Source organism: Streptomyces sp. NPDC001970 (assembly GCF_053594115.1).
Window position 1 is genome coordinate 91860 of sequence record NZ_JBSFDW010000009.1, and the last position, 24206, is coordinate 116065.

19 protein-coding genes are annotated in these 24206 nt (G+C 68.2%); 7 read left to right on the top strand and 12 right to left on the bottom strand.

The window, feature by feature from the left end:
* Positions 1-94: 94 nt before the first annotated feature.
* From ACWCP0_RS14060 to ACWCP0_RS14080, 5 genes are all read right to left on the bottom strand, one after another.
* The gene (locus tag ACWCP0_RS14060; RefSeq protein WP_451079068.1) at positions 95-1015 is read right to left on the bottom strand and encodes a zf-HC2 domain-containing protein; all 921 of its coding nucleotides are present in this window, start codon (positions 1013-1015) and stop codon (positions 95-97) included.
* Entirely contained in the window at positions 1012-1716 is a 705-nt protein-coding gene (sigM, locus tag ACWCP0_RS14065; protein ID WP_451079069.1) for an RNA polymerase sigma factor SigM, read from the bottom strand. Before sigM ends, ACWCP0_RS14060 begins: the two co-directional genes overlap by 4 nt.
* A gap of 31 nt (positions 1717-1747) precedes the next feature.
* Entirely contained in the window at positions 1748-3472 is a 1725-nt protein-coding gene (locus ACWCP0_RS14070; RefSeq protein WP_451079070.1) for a protein kinase family protein, read from the bottom strand.
* Positions 3473-3592: 120 nt separating this feature from the next.
* Positions 3593-5794, bottom strand: a complete 2202-nt coding sequence (gene murJ, locus ACWCP0_RS14075; protein ID WP_451079071.1) for a murein biosynthesis integral membrane protein MurJ — start codon at positions 5792-5794, stop codon at positions 3593-3595.
* Positions 5795-5839: 45 nt separating this feature from the next.
* Entirely contained in the window at positions 5840-8137 is a 2298-nt protein-coding gene (locus ACWCP0_RS14080) for a DUF6049 family protein (RefSeq protein WP_451079072.1), read from the bottom strand.
* Positions 8138-8315: 178 nt separating this feature from the next.
* On the opposite strand from ACWCP0_RS14080, the gene ACWCP0_RS14085 reads away from it, so the two are divergent.
* Positions 8316-9782: a CCA tRNA nucleotidyltransferase gene (locus ACWCP0_RS14085; protein WP_451079073.1), complete on the top strand. Its 1467-nt coding sequence runs from the start codon at positions 8316-8318 to the stop codon at positions 9780-9782.
* Between the two features lie 95 nt (positions 9783-9877).
* Here ACWCP0_RS14085 and ACWCP0_RS14090 read toward each other — a convergent pair whose 3' ends face one another.
* The 3 genes from ACWCP0_RS14090 to ACWCP0_RS14100 all read right to left on the bottom strand — a co-directional run bounded on the left by ACWCP0_RS14090 (position 9878) and on the right by ACWCP0_RS14100 (position 13076).
* Positions 9878-11128 (bottom strand): MFS transporter, encoded by a 1251-nt coding sequence (locus tag ACWCP0_RS14090; protein WP_451079074.1) that lies wholly within the window; start codon positions 11126-11128, stop codon positions 9878-9880.
* A gap of 93 nt (positions 11129-11221) precedes the next feature.
* Positions 11222-12304, bottom strand: coding sequence for an inositol-3-phosphate synthase (locus ACWCP0_RS14095; protein ID WP_451079075.1), 1083 nt, complete (start codon positions 12302-12304; stop codon positions 11222-11224).
* 52 nt (positions 12305-12356) lie between these two features.
* Complete coding sequence (locus ACWCP0_RS14100) at positions 12357-13076, bottom strand: helix-turn-helix transcriptional regulator (protein ID WP_451079076.1); 720 nt, start codon at positions 13074-13076, stop codon at positions 12357-12359.
* 360 nt (positions 13077-13436) lie between these two features.
* Between ACWCP0_RS14100 and ACWCP0_RS14105 the strand changes: the two genes are divergently transcribed.
* Both ACWCP0_RS14105 and ACWCP0_RS14110 read left to right on the top strand, forming a co-directional pair.
* On the top strand, positions 13437-16163 hold the full coding sequence (locus ACWCP0_RS14105; RefSeq protein WP_451079077.1) for a transglycosylase domain-containing protein: 2727 nt from the start codon (positions 13437-13439) through the stop codon (positions 16161-16163).
* A 133-nt stretch (positions 16164-16296) separates the two neighbouring features.
* Positions 16297-17811, top strand: a complete 1515-nt coding sequence (locus ACWCP0_RS14110; RefSeq protein WP_451079078.1) for a glycosyltransferase family 87 protein — start codon at positions 16297-16299, stop codon at positions 17809-17811.
* A 107-nt stretch (positions 17812-17918) separates the two neighbouring features.
* On the opposite strand, the gene ACWCP0_RS14115 is transcribed toward ACWCP0_RS14110, so the two are convergent.
* From ACWCP0_RS14115 to ACWCP0_RS14125, 3 genes are all read right to left on the bottom strand, one after another.
* Positions 17919-18950 (bottom strand): alanine racemase, encoded by a 1032-nt coding sequence (locus ACWCP0_RS14115; protein WP_351230183.1) that lies wholly within the window; start codon positions 18948-18950, stop codon positions 17919-17921.
* 65 nt (positions 18951-19015) lie between these two features.
* Positions 19016-20134 (bottom strand): lipid II:glycine glycyltransferase FemX, encoded by a 1119-nt coding sequence (locus tag ACWCP0_RS14120; RefSeq protein ID WP_351230181.1) that lies wholly within the window; start codon positions 20132-20134, stop codon positions 19016-19018.
* Between the two features lie 139 nt (positions 20135-20273).
* Entirely contained in the window at positions 20274-20588 is a 315-nt protein-coding gene (locus ACWCP0_RS14125; RefSeq protein WP_451079079.1) for a hypothetical protein, read from the bottom strand.
* A gap of 283 nt (positions 20589-20871) precedes the next feature.
* On the opposite strand from ACWCP0_RS14125, the gene rpsF reads away from it, so the two are divergent.
* From rpsF to rplI, 4 genes are all read left to right on the top strand, one after another.
* On the top strand, positions 20872-21162 hold the full coding sequence (gene rpsF, locus ACWCP0_RS14130) for a 30S ribosomal protein S6 (RefSeq protein ID WP_004950685.1): 291 nt from the start codon (positions 20872-20874) through the stop codon (positions 21160-21162).
* Between the two features lie 73 nt (positions 21163-21235).
* Positions 21236-21826: a single-stranded DNA-binding protein gene (locus ACWCP0_RS14135; RefSeq protein WP_451079080.1), complete on the top strand. Its 591-nt coding sequence runs from the start codon at positions 21236-21238 to the stop codon at positions 21824-21826.
* A gap of 72 nt (positions 21827-21898) precedes the next feature.
* The gene (gene rpsR, locus ACWCP0_RS14140) at positions 21899-22135 is read left to right on the top strand and encodes a 30S ribosomal protein S18 (RefSeq protein WP_003956534.1); all 237 of its coding nucleotides are present in this window, start codon (positions 21899-21901) and stop codon (positions 22133-22135) included.
* A gap of 17 nt (positions 22136-22152) precedes the next feature.
* Positions 22153-22599, top strand: coding sequence for a 50S ribosomal protein L9 (gene rplI / locus ACWCP0_RS14145; protein WP_451079081.1), 447 nt, complete (start codon positions 22153-22155; stop codon positions 22597-22599).
* Positions 22600-22727: 128 nt separating this feature from the next.
* Here rplI and ACWCP0_RS14150 read toward each other — a convergent pair whose 3' ends face one another.
* The gene (locus ACWCP0_RS14150) at positions 22728-24065 is read right to left on the bottom strand and encodes an MATE family efflux transporter (RefSeq protein WP_451079082.1); all 1338 of its coding nucleotides are present in this window, start codon (positions 24063-24065) and stop codon (positions 22728-22730) included.
* Positions 24066-24206 lie beyond the last annotated feature (141 nt).

The following is a 24206-nucleotide window of genomic DNA, read 5'->3' on the forward strand; positions in this document are numbered from 1 at the left end:
CTGCCTACTGGGGCGGGCTTAACGACTCCCACCCCGCCCAACGGATCCTACGGGGCATGCATTCCCGCGGAGGCCATGCGGCATGGCGGCAGTGTCAGGGTCGAGGGTAGGCGTGGGTCAGCAGGAGTTCGCCCTTGCCGGACGGCGCGGCGTCGACACATGCCGCCTCGACGACATAGGCCTGAACCTGAGAACTGTCGCTGTGGTGCGGCAGCACGACGAGATAGGCCTCGATACCTGCGTAGGTGCCCTGGTCGACCGCAAGGGCCGGATCGGTACGGCCAGTGCCCTTCTGGATACAGGCGGGGACGGCGGCGGTCGGCGTGCGCATCGGGGAACGAGGGCTCGCGTCGCTGTCGGCGGAGGATTCCGTCTCCATGCGGGGTGCGGGCTTGGTGCGGTCCTGTGAGCTGTCCTTCGCAGCGCCGTAAGAGGCCAGCAAGGTGTGTACGCGTGCGGCGAGCCGGTCCTCCGAGAAATCGGAGGCGGTGTCTGCGGCGCTGACACCGCTCTTGGTCTCTGCCTGGTTTCCGCCCGTGCCGATGGACTGGAGGAGCAGAATGCTCACCCCGGCGGCAGCGACCCCGAAGGCCGCGCTCAGAACGGCGGTGCGGCGCCGACGCCGGGCAACATGGTTCCGGCCGGGACCCGTGGCCGCGCGGGGATGTCCTGCGGGGCGGTCCGCAGGGGCGCTTTCGCTCTGCGGCTCAGGGATCGATGTTTCACGTGAAACATCGATCAACTCGTCGTCCGGCGCGGTGGCGCTCAGCAGTGCCTCGGCCGCCAAGGCGGCGTCGATGCGTCCAGCGATGTCGGCGGGCATGCGTGGCGGACCGGGGAGCGTCCCCAGGAGGCCGCGGATCTCCTCCAGGGAAGCTCGTACATCGGCACACAGGGCACAGCCGTCCAGATGCTCCCTGACGGCAGCCTGGCGGGATGGTGACAGCAGGCCCTCGGTGAGATCGGAGATCTCGGAGACATCCGGGTGCTGAGCCGTGCCGGTCGTGGAGGTCACGCGCGCCCACCTCCGCCCTTCACAGCAGCAGGATCACTCGGTCCTGCATCCCTTGCTCCCGACGCAGGTGGGACGGATGTCCCTGGCGTCCGGTTCCTTCCCCCGCCGTGACCGCTGTTATCCCCTGCCTCGCCACGCAGATGAGTGAGCATCGGGAGCAATCGCGCCCGCCCCCGTGCACAGCGGCTCTTCACGGTTCCTGTAGGCACGTCCAGCACCCGCGCGGCCTCCGCGACTGGATAGCCCTGCATGTCGACCAGCACCAGCGCCGCCCGCTGATCGGCAGGCAGCCTGGCCAGGGCGGCCAGCAGTTCGCGATGGAGGTCCTGGCGCTCCGCGGGCGCCTCGGCGGACTCATGAGGCTCGAGAAGCTGCTCCAGCCGCTCTGTGTCGTCGACGGGGGACGTCTTGCGGGACGCGGCCTTCCGGGCCCGGTCGAGACAGGCGTTGACGGTGATGCGGTGGAGCCATGTCGTCACTGCGGACTGGCCCCGGAAGGTGTGTGCGGCCCGGAAGGCCGAGACAAGGGCGTCCTGGACCGCGTCGGCCGCTTCCTCGCGGTCCCCCAGCGTTCGCAGGGCGACGGCCCAGAGGCGATCGCGGTGCCGCCGCACGAGCTCACCGAAGGCGTCCGGATCGCCGGCGACATGGCGCGCCAGGAGTTCCTGGTCGCTTGCGCCGCCGAGTGTGGCGTTGTCCAACGGTGAGCCCCCTCCCCACGTCTCGCTGATGTCAGCCGGTGAACTTCACGTCCGTGATGCCCTGCTTGTAGCCCGCGCCGCTGACGCCGTCCTGTGCCGAGTACGGCATCGCAGTCATCCACAGGAGCACATAGCGGCTGTTCACAGACTCCTTCACGGTCAGCTTCGCCGAGCTGCCGCTGGTCCGAGTCGTCGCGATCTTCTTCATGGACTCGACCGGGCCGGAAGGGGACAGCGAGTCCACCGCATAGAGCGAGATCGTGGTGTGAGGCCCCGAATAGCGCAGCGCTATCGAGGCAGCGGAAATGTCCTTCGCGGCACCGAGGTCGTAGACGATGCCCACGCCCTGCTTGATCGACGGCACCAGGTCGGGACCGTCGAGGTAGTACTTGGTGCGCCAGTACGAGGAAGTGTCGTCGTCGTAGGTGTTGCCGACGTCCGCCGCATTCTGCGGCTTGCCGTCCGGGGCGTACTCCTCGGCGCCCTGGACGGCCAGGGGTACCGGTGCCTTGGGCTTGTCGTCCTGCTCGTCGTCGGTGGTCTGGGTGTTTCCCGGGTCCTTCGGGGACGTGTCGTGGTCGAGGAGCCTGTCGGCGATCTGCCAGCTGCCCAGGCCCAGCGCGGCGATGAGAAGCGCGGACACGGCCCACTTGAGGGCCTTGCCCGTGCGGCTCTCCAGCGGCGCGGGCGGAGCCGGCACGGGTTGGGTCGCGGCAGCCCCGGCATGGGCCGTGGGACGCCCGTACGTGCCCTGCTGGTACGTGGTGCGCTGGTACTCCGGCGGTGGGGTGAACGCGGGCTCCGGAGGTCGGATGCGAGGCATGGCCGCGACCGCCTTCGCCAGCTCGTCCGGAGTGGTGCAGGGCAGCTCCTGCCGCGATGCAGTGGCACCGTCGTTGACGAGAGCACGCATCGCGAGCTCCGAGAGTCCGCGGTGGACTCCCGCGCGCACCTGGTCGGGGGCGATGAGGCCGACGCCCTTGGGTAGTCCGGAGAGGCCGTAGGCGTCGCTCTCGTACGGCCAGCGCTGGGTGAGTGCGGCGTAGAGGAGGGCGCCGATCGCCTCCGTGTCGGTGCGCTGCGGACGGTCGGCGCTGATGCCACGCAGCGCGGCGTTCACGGCGAGGCCACGGATCCGGTACTGGCCGGTCGAGCTGCGCAGGACCGCGTTGGGGGTGAGCCGCAGATGGGCCAGGCCTTCACGGTGCGCCGCCGCCATGGCCTGAGAGAGCTGGCTGACCAGCTGGTACGCGTCGTGGGCCTCCATGGGCCCGGCGGCCAGCAGCGCGGTGAGTTCCGTGGCGTCGGGCAGCCACTCGTGGACGACGTAGACGAGATCGTTCTCCTCGACGGCGTCCAGCACCTGGACGAAGCGCGGATCGCCGAGGAGCGCCGCCGAGCGAGCCGCGGCGAGAACGGAGCGCGCCCGCGGATGGTCGGCGGGCAGGATGTGGATGCCCACGGCGCGGCGAAGTTTCTCGTCGACCGCTCGCCAGCTGCTGAATCCGTCCAGTCGGGTGACGCACTCCTCGAGCCTGTAGCGTCTCGCGAGCTTGTGGCCGCTGTGCAGCTCGGGCGTTGTGATGATGGGCTGCTCGCTGTCCCTGCGCTCGCTGCCCGTGTCGTCGGCGTTCTTCTCCGCCGTGTCGTCGGCTTCCGCCACCCCGTCGGTCGTGGCCTTGTCCGCCTTGGCGGCCAGCGGGTCGTCACCGCTGTTGTCGGCCACGTCGACGGCAGCCGTGCTACGTTCCGCCACCGTCGTTCCCTGCCTCCCCATCCGTTGCGCCATATCCAAAGCCAAGCCAATTGTGCCCACAGTCCGGCGCTATGCACGACACACAGTGGCGGACGATGGTTGTGCGCGAACGACCGGGTTCTAGCGCCCGAGACGACCGCGGACCATGCCGACCATGGCGTTCAGCTCCTCGATCCTCATCTTCTTCGCGGCGACGAAGAAGACACCGAGCAGAACCGCACCGCCCACGACCAGCGCCACGAGCGAGGGGAAGGCTCCCTGACCCATGGTCTTCAGCAGGAGGAAGCCCACAGCGCCGCCCGCGAGAGCTGCGGGTACGGACGCCAGGCACAGCCGGGCGTAGGTGCGGACCACATGGGCTCCGTCGAGGTCGCCGCCCAGCCGGTTGCGCAGCCGACGCCAGGCGATGCCGACGCCGACGGCGTACGCGAGACCGTACGAGGCGGCCATGCCGACCACGGCCCACTGGGCAGGGAGCACGACGTAGCAGGCGGCCGAGGCGACCGCGTTCACGGCGGCCACGATGACCGTGTTGTAGAACGGCGTGCGGGTGTCCTCGTAGGCGTAGAAGCCACGCAGCACGACGTACTGCACCGAGTACGGGATCAGGCCGAGGCCGAATGCCATGAGGATGAAGCCCATGGACTGCGCGGCCTGAACGCCGCTGGAGGCATAGAGCAAGGTGCACATCGGGACGCCCAGCGCCAGGAAGGTGAAGGCGACGGGGACGATCGCGACGGCCGAGTTGCGCAGTCCCTGAGAAATGTCGTCGCGGACGGCACCCGGGTCGTCGTCGTGTGCGGCGCGGGAGATCCGGGGCAGCAGGGCGGCCATGACCGAGACGGTGATGATGGCCTGCGGCATGCCCCAGATCAGCTGGGCGTTGGAGTAGGCCAGGAAACCGGCCCCGTCCTTGCCCGAGGCCTCACCGGCGGCGGTGGCGAGCTGGGTGACGACGAGGACGCCCGCCTGGTTGGCGAGGACGAACAGTACCGTCCACTTGGCGAGCTTGACCGTCTTGCCGAGGCCCTGGCCCTTCCAGTCGAAGCGGGGACGGAAGCGGAAACCCGTCTCGCGGAGGTAGGGGATCATCGCGAGCGCCTGGACGGTCAGCCCGAGCAGGGTGCCGATGCCGAGCAGCCGGACGCCTTCCGGCGGGATCGTCTGCACGCTCATCTGGGACTCGGCGGACGTGCCGTACACCCAGATGAACAGGCCGAAGGTGACGATCATGACGATGTTGTTGAGGACCGGGGTCCACATCATCGCGCCGAACTTCCCGCGGGCGTTGAGGATCTGGCCCATGACCACGTGCACACCCATGAAGAAGATCGTGGGCAGGCAGTAGCGGGCGAAGGTGACCGCGACACTGTTCGCCGGTGGGTCATTGGCGATCGTGGACGACATCAGCTGGATCAGCAGCGGCGCGGCGAACACGGCGATGACGACGATGGCGCCGAGCGCGACCATCACGAGGGTCAGCAGCCGGTTGGCGTAGGCCTCGCCGCCGTCCTCGTCGTTCTTCATGGCGCGCACGAGCTGCGGTACGAAGACCGAGTTGAGGCCACCGCCGACGGTGAGGATGTAGATCATCGTCGGCAGGGTGTAGGCGATCGTGAAGGCGTCACCGAGCAGGGCGGCGCCCAGGGCACCGGTGATCACCAGACTGCGGACGAAGCCCGTGAGGCGCGACACCAGCGTGCCGGCCGCCATCACCGCGCTGGACTTCAGCAGCCCCGATGCCCTGCCGCCCGCCTTCTTCGGCGCGGGTGCCGGGGCTGCCGGTTCCGGTGCGGGCGGGGCCGGTGGCTGACCGGATCCCTGCTGGTCGCGGTAGAGGTGAGCGAACGCGTCAGGCTCGGGCTCGTCCTCGCCGGCCCTGGTCACGAGCTCGTCTACGCCGGTGAACTGGACGGTGCCGGTGTCATCCCCGTAGGGCAGACGACGCGACGGACCGTCCGGCTCGGGTGGCGGTGTCTGGGCCCAGATCCGCGGGTTCGGCGCATGCTGCTGGGCGGGAGGCTGCTGGTACAGCGGCTGTGGCTGCGGGTAGTTGCCGTGCGGCGGCGGCGGGTGGGCGGCACGGTCATAGAGCGCCTCCGACACGGGGTCCTGCGCGGCGAGGTCCTGTTCCCGGTAGGGGTCGTGCGCGTACGCGTCGTCGACGTACGGATCCGTGGCGGGCTCGGGCGACGGCGTGGGCACGTGGCTCACCGCCGACTGCTCCGCCTGCTGCGGACCTGGCGCGGGGTACGGAGTCCCCGGGGAGGGCGCGGTGTCGCCCGCGCCCTGCCCACGGTCACCGTCGTACGGCGCGTTCATGGTTACCCCACCTCATCGTCCCCGGCCGACCGGCCACGACATCGATCAACGGTCCACTTTCTCACCCGTGCCCGACGGGTCCCCGCTTTCCGGTTCGGTGTCCGGTGCCGGGTCACTCGGCTGCTCGGCGGCGTCGCCCTCATCAGGCACGGCGACGGCCTCACGCGCAGCAGCGCGCTTGCGCTGGGTGTACATCCTGACGCCCGCGAGGACGAGCAACAGTACGCCGCCCGCGATGACGAGCATCACGGTCGGGGTGATCTCGGAAACCTTGACCGTGAAGGTCATCGGGCCGCCGTACAGCTTGCCGTCCGTCGTGTAGAGCTGTGCCGTCACCTGGACCGGACCGTTGGCATTGGCCGCGGCCGTGAACTTCACCGACTGGCTGTGCCCACCCTCGATCTTGATCTGCTGCTCGGCGACGACATTGTCCTCGCCGAGTTCGAGGCGCGTGGGGTTCGAGGACTTCAGCCGGAGAACGAGGTTGTCGACGCCCTGGACGAGCTTGTTCTGCACGGTCACAGGGATGGTGGCGCTACGGCCCGACAGGGTCACGGCCGACTTCTGGATCAGCCGCACTTCGGTGCTGAGGTCCTCCAGGAAGCTCTGCACACCTCTGCGGTAGTCGGCCGCGGCCTTCGCCTTACCGCGCCAGGACGTGGACATCTCCCGGTTGATCGCATTGCCGAACGGGGTCACCACCCGGTCCGGTGCGGTCAGGATCACCTTGAAGTTGTCGAGGGTCTCCTGGGTGGCCTTGATGTCCTGGAAGGTCTGGACCGGCAGCTCCCGTGCCCGGAGCCGGTCCGGGTACCGAGAGGCGCGGGGCACGTCGGTGGTGGCATCGGGGTCGGGCTTCGCGGCCGCGGCCGCGATCAGGTCGAGAGGCTGCGTCCAGCGCTGACCGGCAAGGCCGTGCAGTGCGCTCGCCATCGTCTGAGCCTGGGAGGCCGACGGCGTGCGCTGCGGGGCGACCACGATGCTGCGCTGCTTGTCCGGCGCCTGAAGGGTCAGCGCCAGCGCCTGTGCGAGGAACTTCTGAACCGCCAGGGTCGAGTTCCCGGCCTTGGCCATGTCCCCCTGGAAGGCGGTGGAGAGCCGTTCGTCCGCGACGACGGCCGTCGTACCGCCCCCGATGGGCCGTGCCGCGGACGGCGTGTACGACACCGAGCCGGTCTCCCGGAGGCTGTCGCTACGGGCGATGATCTTGTGGGCTCCCGCCGAGGTCGCGACATCGACGATCGATGGGTCGATCGCGCCCTCCACCGGCCAGGCGAAATCTATGGACGGCTTCACGTGGAGGATCGTCTCGACGGTAGTCTCGGCCACCGCGGTGGCCGGCTGAAGCTGGCTGAGAGACCCGGAGACGTCCTTCCCGCGGTGTGCGAGGGAGGCCAGATCGGGGTCGGCGAAAGGCAGCGCGACGACCTTGCCCCCCTGTACCGCCGTCTCGAGCGAGCTCAGCCACTTCTTGGCCACGGCCTGGTTCCGACCGGCGATCGTGCCGTCCGTCCCGTTCTTGATCCGGTAGTTCCGGGTCATCGCGTCGACAGTGGCCAGCAGATCCGGATCGATGACCCAGGTCACGGGCAGCTCGCTGCCGAGCGAGACGAGCTGCTCGAGCCGGCCGCCGGGGGCGAGCTCGGCCGCCAGGGTGTCGTTCTCGAAGATCGGCGTCTGCTGTTCGTCCGAGCCGGTCTCGGCGGACAGATGCGTCGTGGAGATGAGCGGCCAGAGAACCGTGAGCTGGGTCTTCTTTTCGGCGGCCTCCGGCTGCCAGGGCAGGAAGGTCCGCTCGATGCCCAGCACCTGTTCGTACGGTTCGCTCGGCGTCTGCCCGGAGAGCGACACCCCGAGCTGGTACACACCGTCTTTGTCGAGCCCGAGCTCGCCGACCGGAACGGTCAGCGCGAAGTCCTCGCTTATCCCGGCCGCCAGCTTGGGGAGCTTGACGGCGTACGGGTCGCCGAGCTTCCCGGCGTCGCTGCCCGACGAGAAACCGGTGCGCCGGGAGGCCTCATCGATCTCCGGGCGCCCGGACATCCGCGGCCCGACCCTCAGGTCGACCTGCGCGTCCGTGACCGGTTCCTTGCCCTTGTTCGTCACGGTGCCCGTGATGGTGAGGGTGTCGTCTTTCACAGGGGCGCTGGGAGTCAGCGACTCGAGAGAAACGTCCACGGTGCGGGAGCCGGTGGCGTCCTCCGTGGCGTGCGCGGGTGAGGCCGCCGGTACCCAGACCAGAGCGGCCAGCAGTGGTGTTCCCGCGATGAGGGCGGCTGTGCGCCGCAGCCACCGGCGGGCAGGAGAAGGACCCATCCCCTGGATTTCTGCCGCCTCGGCCACGCGTTCGTCCGTCCCTTGTCGTCTGTTGCCGTTGGTGGGTGTCGCTAGGTGTGTCCACGCATGGTAACGAGGTGCGCTGTGGCGAAGTGCTGGGGACTGCTCCACAAGATCGGAAGAGTGGCGAGGGCGCCGAAAACGGGGAAGCCCGGGTCGGCGCGGGCACGTACCCTTTTCTGTTGTGCCGAACGCCAACGAAGACAACCCCACTGCACTGAGCCATGTGCAGCGCCGCGCGGTCAGTGAACTGCTGCGGGTGTCCCCTGTCGCCGATGACCTGGCCCGCCGGTTCCAGGAGGCCGGATTCAGCCTGGCCCTGGTCGGTGGCTCGGTCCGGGACGCGCTGCTCGGCAGGCTCGGCAACGATCTCGACTTCACGACCGACGCCCGGCCTGAGGACGTTCTGAAGATCGTCCGGCCGTGGGCGGACTCGGTGTGGGAAGTGGGGATCGCGTTCGGCACGGTCGGGTGCCAGAAGGATGCCCACGTCGGAGGTGCTCCCCAGCGCTTTCAGATCGAGGTCACGACCTACCGCTCCGAGGCGTACGACCGGACGTCGCGAAAGCCCGAGGTGTCCTACGGCGACTCCATCGAGGAAGACCTCGTCCGCCGCGATTTCACCGTGAACGCGATGGCCGTCGCGTTGCCGGAGAAGGAGTTCATCGACCCGCATGGCGGCCTGGAGGATCTCGCGGCGCGCGTGCTCCGCACTCCCGGCACCCCCGAGGCATCCTTCTCGGACGATCCGCTGCGCATGCTGCGGGCTGCACGTTTCGCGGCCCAGCTGGACTTCGAAGTGGCTCCCGAAGTGGTCACCGCGATGGAGGAGATGGCGGACCGGATCGAGATCGTCTCCGCCGAGCGGATCCGTGATGAGTTCAACAAGCTGATCCTCTCCGCGCACCCGCGGAAAGGCCTGGCGCTCCTGGTCGATACCGGTCTTGCCGAACACTTCATCGCTGAACTGCCGGCGCTCCGACTGGAGAGCGACGAGCACCACCGTCACAAGGATGTGTACGAGCACTCACTGACTGTGCTGGATCAGGCGATCGAGCTGGAGCAGGACGGTCCCGATCTTGTGCTGCGGCTGTCCGCGCTGCTTCACGACATCGGTAAGCCGAGGACCCGACGGTTCGAATCGGACGGCCGGGTTTCCTTCCATCACCACGAGGTGGTGGGCGCCAAGATGTCCAAGAAGCGGCTGACGGCGCTCAAGTACTCGAACGACATGGTCAAGGACATCTCTCGGCTGATTGAGCTGCATCTGCGCTTCCACGGCTACGGCACCGGCGAGTGGACGGATTCGGCGGTGCGGCGCTACGTGAGGGACGCAGGCCCGCTGCTGGAGCGGCTGCACAAGCTGACCCGTTCCGACTGCACCACGCGGAACAAGCGGAAGGCGAGTGCGCTGTCGCGCGCCTACGACGGACTCGAGGAGCGCATCGCCCAGCTCAAGGAGCAGGAGGAGCTGGACTCGATCCGCCCCGATCTGGACGGCAACGAGATCATGGAAATTCTCGGCGTCGGCCCCGGCCCCGTGATCGGCAAGGCATACAAGGCCCTACTGGAGCTGCGGCTGGAGAACGGGCCCATGGAGCACGAGGCGGCCGTTGCCGCGCTCAAGGAATGGTGGGGCGAGCAGGGCTGAGTTCGGCCGTGCCGCGTTTCACGTGAGCGATGTTTCACGTGAAACACCGCAGTGCTGGTTGCGCTAGGGGCGATGTTTCACGTGAAACATCGCCCCTAGCGCCAACGCGCCATGGCCGTCGCCACGAGGCCATAGAGGGCGGCCACCGAGAGGACGAGCGGCACGGATCGCCCGTCCGGGGGCAGCATCAGGGCGGCCACACCCGCAGCGGCGACGAAGGCGACGTTGAACACCACGTCATAGAGGGAGAACACCCGACCGCGGAAGGCGTCATCGACGGAAGTCTGCACGACCGTGTCTGTGGCGATCTTTGCTCCCTGAGTGATGACCCCGAGGGCGAACGCAGCGATGAGCATCGGGGCGGGCGCAAAGGGCAACCCGAGTGCCGGCTCGAGAACCGCAGCCACTCCTGCGCAGGTCGCCACCCAGCCGTACTCCCCGAGCCGGCCCACCGCCCATGGGGTGATGGCGGCCGCGGCGAAGTAGGCGGCGCCCGAGATTCCTACGGCGAGACCGAGCAGAGCGAGCCCCTCCGATTCCGTCTCCGACCATGCGTACCGGCAGAGCATGAGAACCATCACGGTCAGCGATCCGTAGCAGAAGCGGAGCAGTGTCATCGCGGCAAGGGCGCGGGCGGCGACCCGCCGCTCTGCCAGGTGGCGCAGTCCGCCCACGAGACCGCGGACCGTCGAGGCGACCGCGGCGCCCAGCCGTGACTGCACGAGTTCCGGATCAGGGCCGAGCAGCTCCCGTCCCATACGCAGGGAGGCGAGTCCGGCGCAGAGATAGAGCGCGGCCCCCAGCAGCACCACCACGGCGTCGGATCCGGAGATGGTCACGCGTACGGCGACAGCGAGCCCTCCGCCTGCGGTTGCGGCAAGCGTTCCCGCGGTCGGTGAGAGGGAGTTGGCCATGACGAGCCGCTTCTCGTCGACCACGCGCGGCAGTGCAGCCGACAGCCCGGCCAGGATGAAGCGGTTCACGGCCGTGACACAGAGCGCCGAGGCGTAGAAGAGCCAGTCGGGGACGGCGGTGACAATCAGCACCGCGGTGGCGGCGGCGAGTACGGCTCGGAGGAGATTGCCGTAGAGGAAGACCTGGCGGCGCCGCCAGCGGTCAAGCAGGACGCCGGCGAAGGGGCCGACAATCGAATACGGCAGCAGCAGCACGGCCATCGCGGAGGCGATCGCGCCGGGTGAGGTCTGCCTCTCCGGTGAGAAGACGACGTATGTGGCGAGCGCCACCTGGTAGACGCCGTCGGCCGACTGGGAGAGCAGCCGAACGGTGAGCAGTCGGCGGAAGTTCGTCAGGCGCAGGAGTACGCGCAGATCACGTACGACAGGCATGTGCGCAAGCGTCACACAGGAAGAGGGTCCCCGGGCACAAGCCACGGGGACCCTCTCATGTCCGTCAGGACAAGCGCTCGGTGCGCCGTCTCGTCAGCGCTCGACCTCGCCCTTGATGAACTTCTCGACGCTCTCACGCGCCTCGTCGTCGAAGTACTGAACCGGCGGGGACTTCATGAAGTACGAGGACGCCGACAGGATCGGGCCGCCGATGCCGCGGTCCTTGGCGATCTTCGCCGCACGCAGGGCGTCGATGATGACACCCGCGGAGTTCGGGGAGTCCCACACCTCGAGCTTGTACTCCAGGTTCAGCGGGACGTCACCGAACGCACGGCCCTCCAGGCGGACGTACGCCCACTTGCGGTCGTCGAGCCAGGCCACGTAGTCCGACGGGCCGATGTGCACGTTCTTCTCGCCGAGATCCCGGTCCGGGATCTGGGAGGTAACGGCCTGGGTCTTGGAGATCTTCTTGGACTCCAGGCGCTCACGCTCGAGCATGTTCTTGAAGTCCATGTTGCCGCCGACGTTCAGCTGCATCGTGCGGTCCAGGATGACACCCCGGTCCTCGAACAGCTTCGCCATGACGCGGTGCGTGATGGTCGCGCCGACCTGCGACTTGATGTCGTCGCCGACGATCGGGACACCGGCCTCGGTGAACTTGTCCGCCCACTCCTTGGTGCCGGCGATGAAGACCGGGAGGGCGTTGACGAAGGCGACCTTGGCGTCGATGGCGCACTGCGCGTAGAACTTCGCGGCGTCCTCGGAGCCCACCGGCAGGTAGCAGACGAGCACGTCGACCTGCTTGTCCTTGAGGACCTGGACGACGTCGACCGGGGCCTCGGAGGACTCCTCGATGGTCTCGCGGTAGTACTTGCCCAGACCGTCGAGGGTGTGGCCCCGCTGGACCTTCACGCCCGAGGACGGCACATCGCAGATCTTGATGGTGTTGTTCTCGCTGGCGCCGATGGCGTCCGCGAGGTCGAGGCCGACCTTCTTCGCGTCGACATCGAAGGCGGCGACGAACTCGACGTCCCGAACGTGGTACTCGCCGAACTGGACATGCATCAGACCCGGCACCTTGGCCGCCGGGTCGGCGTCCTTGTAGTACTCGACGCCCTGCACCAGCGAGGCGGCGCAGTTGCCCACGCCGACGATGGCTACGCGAACCGAACCCATTCCGGTTGCTCCCTGTTTGTTCTCGTACGAGACCTTGCGTGGATGCAAGGCCTCACTTGGTGGTGTCATCGGACGGATCCGGCGCGTCGGGGTGCCCGGAGGCGCTCCCCTGGGGGGCCACTTCGCCCCGGTGCCGGGGCAGGCCGCCCGTCTCTCCAGATGTGTGGTCCTGCTGAGCGTCGTCCCCGGCGGAGGATGACCGTCGCTGGTCCCGCCCCGCTCGCTCGCTCTCGATGAGCTCGTTCAGCCAGCGCACTTCGCGCTCCACGGATTCCATACCGTGCCGCTGCAGCTCAAGCGTGTAGTCGTCGAGGCGCTCGCGCGTGCGGGCGAGAGAGGCGCGCATCTTCTCCAGGCGCTCCTCCAGCCGGCTGCGCCGGCCCTCCAGCACCCGCATCCTCACCTCGCGCTCCGTCTGCCCGAAGAAGGCGAACCGGGCGGCGAAGTGCTCGTCCTCCCAGGTGTCCGGGCCGGTGTGGGAGAGGAGCTCCTCGAAGTGCTCCTTACCTTCTGCCGTCAGCCGGTAGACGATCTTGGCCCGCCTGCCTGCGAGAGAGGCGGCGAGGGCGTCCTCGGGAGCGCTGCCCGGCTCCTCGATCAACCAGCCGTTGGCGACCAGCGTCTTGAGGCAGGGGTAGAGCGTCCCGTAACTGAACGCCCGGAAGATCCCCAGTGACGTGTTGAGCCGCTTGCGCAGCTCGTATCCGTGCATAGGAGCCTCACGGAGCAGGCCGAGAACAGCGAACTCGAGGATGCCGGAGCGCCTGCTCATCGATCGCCTCCTCCGTCTTCCTCGGCTCTTATGCCGCTCTGATGTATCGACTCGATACATCCAGACGATAGAGCGGCGCTCCCGCCGCGACAAGAGGGGGCGTCGTGACCGGCGTCACATCGTCAATTCGCAGCAATTGAGATGACTGATTTGAGGTGAATTACGTCCATGGTTGGGTTTTGCTCCTGCGTAGTCTGTGCGGCATGCAGACCACCGGGAACCGTGTGACGCCAGGGAGCGTCATCGTCCTGGATGCATCACGGATGAGCCCGTCGCCGGGCTCGTCCGTATTCATTACGGGGGACCGGATCTCAACTGCCGCTTCCAGGCATTCATGCCTGCCCGAGGAGTAGTCGTTCCATGAGCGAGCACCGTCGCAAACCGCCGCAGCCCCAGGGTGGCGGACGTGCCGCGGCCAGGCGCGGCGCCCAGCAGCCCTCAGGCCGCCGCGCAGCGCCCAGGGGCGCCAGCACAGGATCCCCCTCCGACGCGTACGGGCAGGAGCAGCCGTACGGCGGCCGCGCCGAGGCCCGGCGCGCCGCGCAACGCGGCGGTGGGGGTCGCAGAAGGGCCGCCGAGGGCGGTGGAGCCGGCTACGGAGGCCACGGCGGTGGCCGGCGTGGCGGAGGCGGCGGCCACGGCGGACCGGGTGGCCCGGGGCGGGGCGGTAGCCCCGGCAAGAAGCGGCTGATCGACTATCCGCGCCACGACAAGTACGGCTGGCGGCGCTGGATGCCGTCGTGGAAGCTCGTGACCGGGCTCTGCGTGGCCTTCCTCGGCAGCCTGATGGTGGCGGGAACCATCGCGTACGCGATGGTGGGGGTACCCAACCCCAATCTCGCGTCGGAGGCGGAGAACAACGTCTACTACTGGCAGGACGGCACGCAGATGGCCGCCACCGGTGGTGAGGTCAACCGGCAGATCGTCGGGATCGAGCAGATCCCCGAGGACATGCAGCAGGCGGTGATCTCGGCGGAGAACAAGACCTTCCTGACGGACTCGGGCGTCGACCCGATGGGCATTGCCCGTGCCGTCTTCAACATGGCGACGGGCGGTGAGACCCAGGGCGGCTCGACCATCACGCAGCAGTACGTCAAGAACACGCGGCTGAGCCAGGAGCAGACCCTGAGCCGTAAGTTCAAGGAGCTGTTCATCTCCATCCGGGTCGGCACACAGCTGGAGAAGCCCGAGATCATGGCGGGCTACCTGAACACCTCGTACTACGGGCGCGGTGCGTACGGAATCCAGGCCGCGGCTCGCACGTACTACAACGAGGACGCCAAGAACCTCAACGCGAGCCAATGCGCCGTCCTTGCCTCGCTGCTCAAGGGCGCGACGTACTACGACCCGGACGGCGCGCCGGAGATCGACCCGGTAGAGGCCACCAAGGAGAAGAACACCGAACGCGCGACCAAGCGCTGGAAGTGGATCCTCGACGAGATGGTCAAGGACGGCCACCTCGATGCTGCGGAGCGGGCCACATACACCGAATTCCCCAAGCTCCAGAAGCAGAAGAAGAACGCGCAGCTCGGGGGTCAGATCGGTTATCTGGTCGACCTGGCAAAGGCCAACTTCGTGAACAGCAACGAGGACGGCATCACCGCCGACGACCTGACCAAGGGCGGCTACGAGATCCACACGACCTTCGACAGGAAGAGGGTCGAGCTGCTCGAGGAGTCCGTCAAGAAGGTCTACAAAGAGAACATCGACCCGAAGAAGCGCCCGGACAAGGACACCCATGTCCAGTTCGGCGGCGCCTCGGTGGACCCGAGGACCGGCGCGATCGTCGCCATCTACGGCGGTGAGAACGCGACCAAGCACTTCACCAACAACGCCGACGAGACCGGTGCCCAGGTCGGATCGACCTTCAAGCCCTTCGTGCTCGCCGCCGCGATGCAGGACGGTGTGCGCAATCCCGAGCTCGGTTCGGACCAGGGGGCGGAGACCCGCCGGCGGGTCGACCCCGACACGAGCAAGTACAACGGCGTCAACAAGCTCAAGATCAAGAACTACGACAAGAGTGTCTGGCGGAACGAGAAGGGCGAGGAGTGGCTGCAGACCAATGACGGCCAGAGGTCGTACAAGGACATCACCCTGCGCGAAGCCATGATCGAATCGGCCAACTCGCCCTTCGCCCAGCTGGGCATGGACGTCGGCATCGACAATGTCAGGCAGGCGGCGATCAAGGCCGGTCTGCGGGAGAACAGCCTGGTCAAGGCCAACGTTCCGTCGTTCTCGCTCGGTATTTCCTCCCCCAGCGCCATCCGTATGGCAGGGGCGTACGCGACCTTCGCGGCCGAAGGGAAGCAGCGCGATCCGTACTCGGTCACCAAGGTCGAGAGGCGCGGCAAGACCGTCTACGAGCACGAGGACAAGGCCAAGCTGGCCTTCTCGTCCGCCATCGCGAGCAATGTGACCGATGTCCTGATGGATGTCGTCGAGAAGGGCACGGGTACCAACGCCCAGGTCCCGGGCCGTGACGTCGCCGGCAAGACCGGTACCACCGACGGCAACAGGTCCGCCTGGTTCGTGGGGTACACGCCGCAGCTGGCGACCGCGATCGACATGTACCGCCTGGACGACAACGCGGAGAACAAGAAGCGCGAGTTCCTCAAGATGTTCGGGACCGGTGGCCAGGAGAAGATCCACGGTGCGTCGTTCCCTTCCGACATCTTCAAGATGTACATGTCGGGGGCGCTGGAGAAGGAGGAAGTGATCCCCTTCCCGGAGCCGGAGCCTCTCGACGCCGAGGCCGTCTACGGCGGCGGCCAGCCCAGCCCCACCCCGACGCCGTCCGAGACGCCCTCGGAGAGCCCGTCCGAGACGCCGTCCGGGACGCCCTCGGAGACTCCTTCCGAGACGCCCGACCCCGGCAACACCTGCGGGCGGTTCGACTGGAACTGCACGCCCACCAAGGGCCAGGACAACGGTGGGACCAACGTCGGGACCGATACGGGTGGCACCACGGACGGCGGTGCCACGGACGGTGGCGTGACCACCAGCCCCTCACCGAGCACGACCAACGGCGGCAACGGGGGCAACGGCAACGGCAACGGCAGCGGCTGGCTCGGAGGATCGGAGAGCTGACGGCCTGAGTCCGCTTGCTCAAACCGGCCTCCCCGACGGACGAATCCCGTCGGGGAGGCCGGTCTCGTTCGCGCCGGCAGCGTCCGGCCTCACCGCCACCCCTCGGCACAGCTTCGTGCGGCAGGATGTGCGTATGCCGAGCCCAGAGAAGACGAGCGTGCGCCAGGACCAGCCGGTTGTGCGTCCCACACAGCAGGACGAGGTCGCCGCGGCCGGCAGTGAGCTGATCGGCGGTCCCCTGGGCCGCTTCGCGTGGGTCGGCAGCAGCTGGTTCACGCCCGTACGGGTCGTCGCGCTGGTCGCGATCGGGATGTTCGCACTGGGCATGGTGCAGAAGATCCCCTGCTACGAGTGGGCATGGTTCCGCGGCGCCAGCTCGCAGTACACGCACGCCTGTTACTCCGACATCCCGCACCTCTACCTCGGGCGGGGTTTCGCCGACGGCCTTGTGCCGTACTTCGACCGGCTCGGCGGTGACATGGAGTACCTCGAGTACCCGGTCCTCACAGGGCTGTTCATGCAGGTCGCCGCCTGGCTGACACTGCCCTTCGACGGCTCCGTCCAGCAGCGTGAGCAGATGTACTGGATGGTCAACGCGGGCATGCTGCTGGTCTGCGCCGCCGTCATCGCGGTCTGCGTCACCCGCACCCACCGCAGGCGCCCCTGGGATGCGCTGCTGGTCGCCCTGGCGCCCGCGTTCGCCCTCACCGCGACCATCAACTGGGATCTGCTCGCGGTGGCCCTGACAGCCGCGGCGATGCTGATGTGGTCCCGTGGGCGTTCGCTGGCCTTCGGCATCCTCATCGGGCTGGCGACCGCGGCCAAGCTCTACCCGGTGCTGCTGCTCGGACCGCTGCTCGTCCTGTGCTGGAGGGCCGGCAAGTACCGCGAGTACGGGGCGGCCCTGTTGGGCACGGCAGGCGCCTGGCTGGTGGTGAACCTGCCGGTGATGCTGCTCGCTCCCGAGGGGTGGAAGAAGTTCTACACCTTCAGCCAGGAGCGGCAGGTCGACTTCGGCTCCTTCTGGCTGATCATCACGCAGCGTACGGGCGAGCAGATGGACGTCGACGCCGTCAACACGTACGCCACGCTGCTGATGATCCTGGCGTGCGCGGGCATCGCGGCGCTGGCGCTGACCGCCCCGCGCCGGCCGCGCTTCGCGCAACTCGCCTTCCTGGTCGTGGCGGCGTTCATCCTCACCAACAAGGTCTACTCACCGCAGTACGTGCTGTGGCTCATCCCGCTTGCCGCCCTCGCCCGGCCGCGCTGGCGGGACTTCCTGATCTGGCAGGCCTGCGAGGTCATGTACTTCCTGGGCATCTGGATGTACCTCGCGTACACGACGAGCGGCGACAAGCACCAGGGACTGCCGCCGGAGGGCTACCAGTTGGCGATCGCCCTCCATCTGCTGGGGACGCTCTACCTGTGCGCGCTGGTCGTCCGGGACGTCCTGATGCCGGAGCGCGACGTCGTACGCCAGGACGGCTCGGACGACCCCTCGGGCGGGGTGCTGGACCGGGCTCCGGACGTGTTCGTGCTCGGCCGGGCCGCGCATCCGCCGCGGCACGCGGCGCACGCGGTGGAGGGGCCGCGGGTGGAGTGGGGCATGACGGGGGCCACAGGGCCCACAGGGCCCACGGCGGGCTGACGGGGCCACGGCGGGGCTCATCGGCACCGCGGCGAGTTCACCGGAACCCGGCAGGCCGACCGGGACTCACGGCCACGCCGTGGCCCCGGGGCCTCGTGTCGGGTCGCCTAGCGGTCGACCAGGCGGTCGAACTGCGTGGTGGTGTGGCGCAGGTGGGCGACGAGCTCGTCGCCCACCTTCGGTTCCTCGGTCTCCGCGGGGATGAACAGGATCGAGACCTGCATGTGCGGCGGCTCGGCGAACCAGCGCTGCTTGCCCGCCCAGACGAACGGCGAGAGGTTGCGGTTGACCGTGGCCAGGCCCGCGCGGGCGACGCCCTTGGCGCGCGGCATGACGCCGTGCAGGGCCTTCGGCGCCTCCAGCCCGACACCGTGGGAGGTGCCGCCGGCGACGACCACGAGCCAGCCGTCCGACGCGGCCTTCTGCTGGCGGTAGCCGAAGCGGTCGCCCTTGGTGACGCGGGTGACGTCGAGGACGGAGCCGCGGTACTCGGTCGCCTCGTGGTCGCCGAGCCACAGCCGGGTGCCGATGCGCGCGCGGAAGCGGGTCTGCGGGAACTGCTGCTGCAGCCGGGCCAGTTCCTCGGCGCGCAGATGGCTCACGAACATGGTGTGCAGCGGCAGCCTGGCGGCGCGCAGCCGGTCCATCCAGCCGATGACCTCCTCGACCGCGTCGGAGCCGTCCGTGCGGTCCAGCGGCAGGTGCAGCGCGAAGCCTTCGAGGCGTACGTCCTCGATCGCGGCGTGCAGCTGGCCCAGTTCCTGCTCGGACACGCCGTGGCGCTTCATGGAGCTCATGCACTCGATGACGACGCGCGCGCCCACCAGGGCGTGCACCCCGTCGACCGACGAGACGGAGCGGACGACCCGGTCCGGCAGCGGAACCGGCTCCTCGCCCCGCCGGAACGGGGTGAGGACGAGGAGGTCGCCGCTGAACCAGTCCTTTATCCGGGCCGCTTCGTACGTCGTGCCGACGGCGAGCATGTCCGAGCCGAAGCGGGTCGTCTCCTCGGCGAGCCGCTCATGGCCGAACCCGTAGCCGTTGCCCTTGCAGACCGGTACGAGGCCCGGGAACTGGTCGATCACGGACTTCTGGTGCGCCCGCCAGCGCGCGGTGTCGACGTAGAGGGTGAGCGCCATGGCCGGGACCGGAACCTTTCTGGTGGCAGCGGTGTATCAGAGATATGAGGGAGGTTACGGAAGAATCAGCGGCGCGACATGTAGATGTCGAGCGCCTTGTGCAGCAGCTTGTTCAGCGGGAAGTCCCATTCACCGACGTACTCGACGGCCTCTCCGCCGGTGCCGACCTTGAACTGGATGAGCCCGAAGAGGTGGTCGGTCTCGTCGAGCGAGTCGCTGATGCCCCGCAGGTCGTAGACGGTGGCGCCCATGGCGTAGGCGTCGCGCAGCATCCTCCACTGCATCGCGTTCGAGGGCCGGACCTCGCGCCCGATGTTGTCGGAGGCGCCGTAGGAGTACCAGACATGCCCGCCGACGACGAGCATCGTCGCCGCCGACAGGTTCACGCCGTTGTGCCGCGCGAAGTAGAGGCGCATGCGGTTCGGTTCCTCGTTGTTCAGCACCGTCCACATGCGCTGGAAGTACGAGAGCGGGCGCGGCCGGAAGCGGTCCCGCACGGCCGTGATCTCGTACAGCCGCTGCCACTCGGCGAGGTCGTCGTAGCCGCCCTGGACGACCTCGACGCCTGCCTTCTCGGCCTTCTTGATGTTCCGCCGCCAGAGCTGGTTGAAGCCCTTGAGGACGTCGTCGAGGGACCGGTTCGCCAGCGGCACCTGGTAGACGTACCGGGGCTGGACGTCACCGAAGCCGGCGCCGCCGTCCTCGCCCTGCTGCCAGCCCATCTTGCGGAGCCGGTCCGCCACCTCGAAGGCGCGCGGCTCGATGTGGGTGGCCTCGACGTCGCGCAGTCGCTTCACGTCCGGGTCCTGGATGCCCGCCTTGATCGCCGGGGCGTCCCAGCGGCGGATGACGACCGGCGGGCCCATCTTCACCGAGAAGGCGCCCTGGTTCTTGAGGTGGGCCAGCATCGGCTGCAGCCAGTCGTCCAGGTTCGGGGCATACCAGTTGATCACCGGACCCTCGGGCAGATACGCCAGGTAACGCTTGATCTTGGGCAGCTGACGGTAGAGGACGAGACCGACTCCGACGAGCTCACCGCTCTTGTCGAACCAGCCGAGGTTCTCGGAGCGCCATTCCGTCTTGACGTCCGCCCATGCCGGGACCTGGCAGTGACTCGCCGAAGGCAGGCTCTGGATGTATGCCAGATGCTGCTCTCGGCTGATGGTCCTCAGGGTCAGGCTCATGCGGGGCGCTCCTCGGCAGGTGTGTTCCCCTGGGTACAGGGGCTCCGGCTCTCGCGCCGAAGCCTACTGGGCCTGGAGACCACCTTCTGGGGGATGCCCCCAGACCGCCCGCCCCGCATGGCCCGCCGGGAAGCGGAGGCTAGTAGCCGATCAGGCCCCCGAAGAGCCCGCCGTGCGCCATCCCGAGGAAGAAGCCGAAGGCAGCGGCGCCGAGCCCGATGATCGTCAGGAAGCGCTCGCGGGTCGTGACCGAGATGAACTGGCCGTACCCGCCGGTCAGGATGCCGATCAGGCCGGACCACGAGCTGAGCAGATGCAGGCTGCTGAACTGCGCGGACACAAAGGCCACAACGCCCAGGACCAGGGTCGCCGCCATCAGGGCGTCCTGCAGAGGATGGGGCTTGCCGTCCGTGGCGAAGAGAGAGCCGGTGGGATTCGTTTGCGTTTGTGCCATGAAGCACCTCCTGGCATTCCCGAAAGGCGGCGCACTGTGACGCCGCCCACACCGATGGGTTCCAGAGTGCGGCGACCGGCAGCCGGATTTCAACCGGAAGCGGGTCTGCGGGTACTGTGTACGGTCTGCACCGGTGTCTGCCCAGGCCAGCACTCGATCTCTCGCTCATCGAGGCCGATTGTCAGTGGGGCCTGATTTACTCGTAGACATCGATGCTCACGCATCACGACCCTCCTGCCACGGAACGACCGTGGCCGCTGAGTCCAAAGGAGGTGGGTTCCACATGCGTCACTACGAGGTGATGGTCATCCTCGACCCCGATCTCGAGGAGCGCGCTGTCTCCCCGCTGATCGAGAACTTCCTCTCCGTCGTCCGTGAGGGCAACGGAAAGGTGGAGAAGGTCGACACCTGGGGCCGTCGTCGTCTCGCTTACGAGATCAAGAAGAAGCCCGAGGGCATCTACTCGGTCATCGACCTGCAGGCCGAGCCTGCGGTCGTCAAGGAGCTCGACCGCCAGATGAACCTGAACGAGTCGGTCCTCCGGACCAAGGTCCTCCGTCCCGAGACCCACTGAGCACCTAGCTCAGAGGTCATCGGGTTCGAGTAGCAGCAAGCAGCCAGAAGCAATCCCGCCGAGAGGTTCACCCATGGCAGGCGAGACCGTCATCACGGTCGTCGGCAATCTCGTCGACGACCCCGAGCTGCGCTTCACCCCGTCCGGTGCGGCGGTCGCGAAGTTCCGCATCGCGTCCACTCCCCGCACCTTCGACCGTCAGACCAATGAGTGGAAGGACGGCGAGAGCCTCTTCCTCACCTGCTCGGTCTGGCGTCAGGCGGCGGAGAACGTCGCCGAGTCGCTCCAGCGAGGCATGCGCGTCGTCGTGCAGGGCCGGCTGAAGCAGCGGTCCTACGAGGACCGCGAGGGCGTCAAGCGCACGGTCTACGAGCTGGACGTCGAGGAAGTCGGCCCCAGCCTCAAGAACGCCACGGCCAAGGTCACCAAGACCACCGGTCGCGGTGGCCAGGGCGGCTACGGCGGCGGCCAGCAGGGCGGTAACTGGGGCGGCGGTCCCAGCGGCGGTGGCCAGCAGGGTGGCGGCGGTGCTCCCGCCGACGACCCCTGGGCCACCAGCGCACCGGCCGGCGGCCAGCAGCAGGGCGGCAGCGGCAGCGGTGGCGGCTGGGGCGGAGGCTCCGGCGGCTCCGGCGGCGGCTACTCGGACGAGCCTCCCTTCTAGGGATCGGTCCCACCGGGATCCGGCCCAGGGGCAGCTCGTACCCCCACTTCTTGATCACACAGGAGATACACCATGGCGAAGCCGCCTGTGCGCAAGCCGAAGAAGAAGGTCTGCGCATTCTGCAAGGACAAGACCGTGTACGTGGACTACAAGGACACGAACATGCTGCGGAAGTTCATTTCCGACCGCGGCAAGATCCGTGCCCGTCGCGTGACCGGCAACTGCACGCAGCACCAGCGTGACGTCGCCACGGCCGTCAAGAACAGCCGTGAGATGGCGCTGCTGCCCTACACGTCCACCGCGCGCTAAGGGAGGGTGACCAACACATGAAGATCATCCTCACTCACGAGGTCTCCGGCCTCGGTGCTGCTGGTGACGTCGTCGACGTCAAGGACGGCTACGCTCGCAACTACCTGGTCCCGCGCGGTTTCGCGATCCGCTGGACCAAGGGTGGCGAGAAGGACGTCGCGCAGATCCGTCGCGCTCGCAAGATCCACGAGATCGCGACCATCGAGCAGGCCAACGAGATCAAGGCCAAGCTCGAGGCCGTGAAGGTGCGTCTGGCCGTTCGCTCCGGCGACGCCGGCCGCCTCTTCGGCTCGGTCACCCCGTCTGACATCGCCTCGGCGATCAAGTCCGCCGGTGGCCCGGACGTCGACAAGCGTCGCGTCGAGCTCGGTTCGCCGATCAAGACCCTGGGCTCGCACCAGGTGTCCGTGCGTCTGCACCCCGAGGTTGCCGCCAACCTCGGCGTCGAGGTCGTCGCCGCCTGAGCGACTGCTCGCAGAGCATGAGAGGGCCGCACCCCACGGGGGTGCGGCCCTCTTCGCTGTTTCACGTGAAACGGGTACCCAACGGGTGGGCCTCGGCTGAGGCGGGTGTTTCACGTGAAACGGGTTTGTCAGCGGGTCGCGCCCGTGACGATCCAGCGGCCCGAGCGGGTGCGCAGCCACAGGGTCAGCATGCGGACCGTCATCATCAGGGCCATCGCCCACCACAGGGCGGTCAGTCCGCCGCCGACGGCGGGAATGAGCAGGGCGACGGGAGCGAAGAAGGCCAGCGTCACCAGCATCGCTCCGGCCAGATAGGGGCCGTCTCCGGCGCCCATCAGTACGCCGTCCAGCACAAAGACGACGCCGGCGATCGGCTGGGAGAGCGCCACGACCAGCAGAGCGGGAAGCAGGGTGTCCTGAACCGCCTGGTCGCCGGTGAAGAGGGGGACGAAGAGCGGGCGGGCCAGCACGATCAAGGCCCCCAGCACCACACCGGAGGCGATACCCCACTGCACCATGCGGCGGCAGGCGTCCCGTGCGCCTTCGGAATCGCCGGCGCCGAGATAGCGGCCGATGATCGCCTGGCCCGCGATGGCGATCGCGTCCAGAGCGAAGGCCATCAGGCTCCACAAGGAGAGGACGATCTGGTGCGCGGCGATATCGGTGTCACCGAGGCGTGCGGCCACGGCAGTGGCGATCATCAGGACGGCCCGCAGCGACAGGGTGCGTACAAGCAGTGGTACGCCGGCCTGGGCGCTGGCCCGGATGCCCGCGGTGTCAGGGCGGAGCGAGGCGCCGTGCCTGCGGGCTCCACGGACGACCACGACGAGATAGGCCGCGGCCATTCCGCACTGGGCGATGACGGTGCCCCACGCGGATCCTGCGATGCCGAGCCCGGCGCCGTAGACGAGCCCGGCGTTGAGGGCTGCGTTGGCGGCGAAACCGGCGACGGCGACGTACAGGGGAGTGCGAGTGTCCTGGAGACCGCGCAGTACGCCGGTGGAAGCCATGACGACGAGCATCGCGGGAATGCCCAGGCTGGATATTCGCAGATACGTGGTGGCGTATGGCGCGGCCGTCTCGGAGGCGCCGAAGATCTCGACGAGCCAGGGGGCCGTGGGGAGGGCGACCACGATGACGGCGGTGCCGAGCACGAGAGCGAGCCAGATGCCGTCCATGCCCTGGCGGATGGCGGCTCCGAGTTCGCCCGCGCCGACGCGGCGGGCGACCGCGGCCGTCGTGGCGTACGCGAGGAAGATGAACACGCTGACCGCGGTGGTCAGCAGGGCCGCGGCGACACCCAGCCCGGCGAGCTGGGGAGTGCCGAGATGGCCGACGACGGCGCTGTCGACCATCACAAAGAGGGGCTCGGCGACGAGTGCGCCGAAGGCGGGAACGGCGAGTGCGATGATCTCGCGGTCGTGTCGGCGGCGGCTGGTCTTCGGTGCCGCGGTGGCCTGGGTCATGGGGTCAATCTAATCTTCCACAGGTAAGAGATACAAAGCCCTTGCACTCCTTACCGATGGGGGAGGCGGGGCTCCTGCTGTGTGCGGTTTGTTCTGATCTTGGTCCAGCTGGGAAAGTTTTTCTCCCCCACAGCCGGTGGA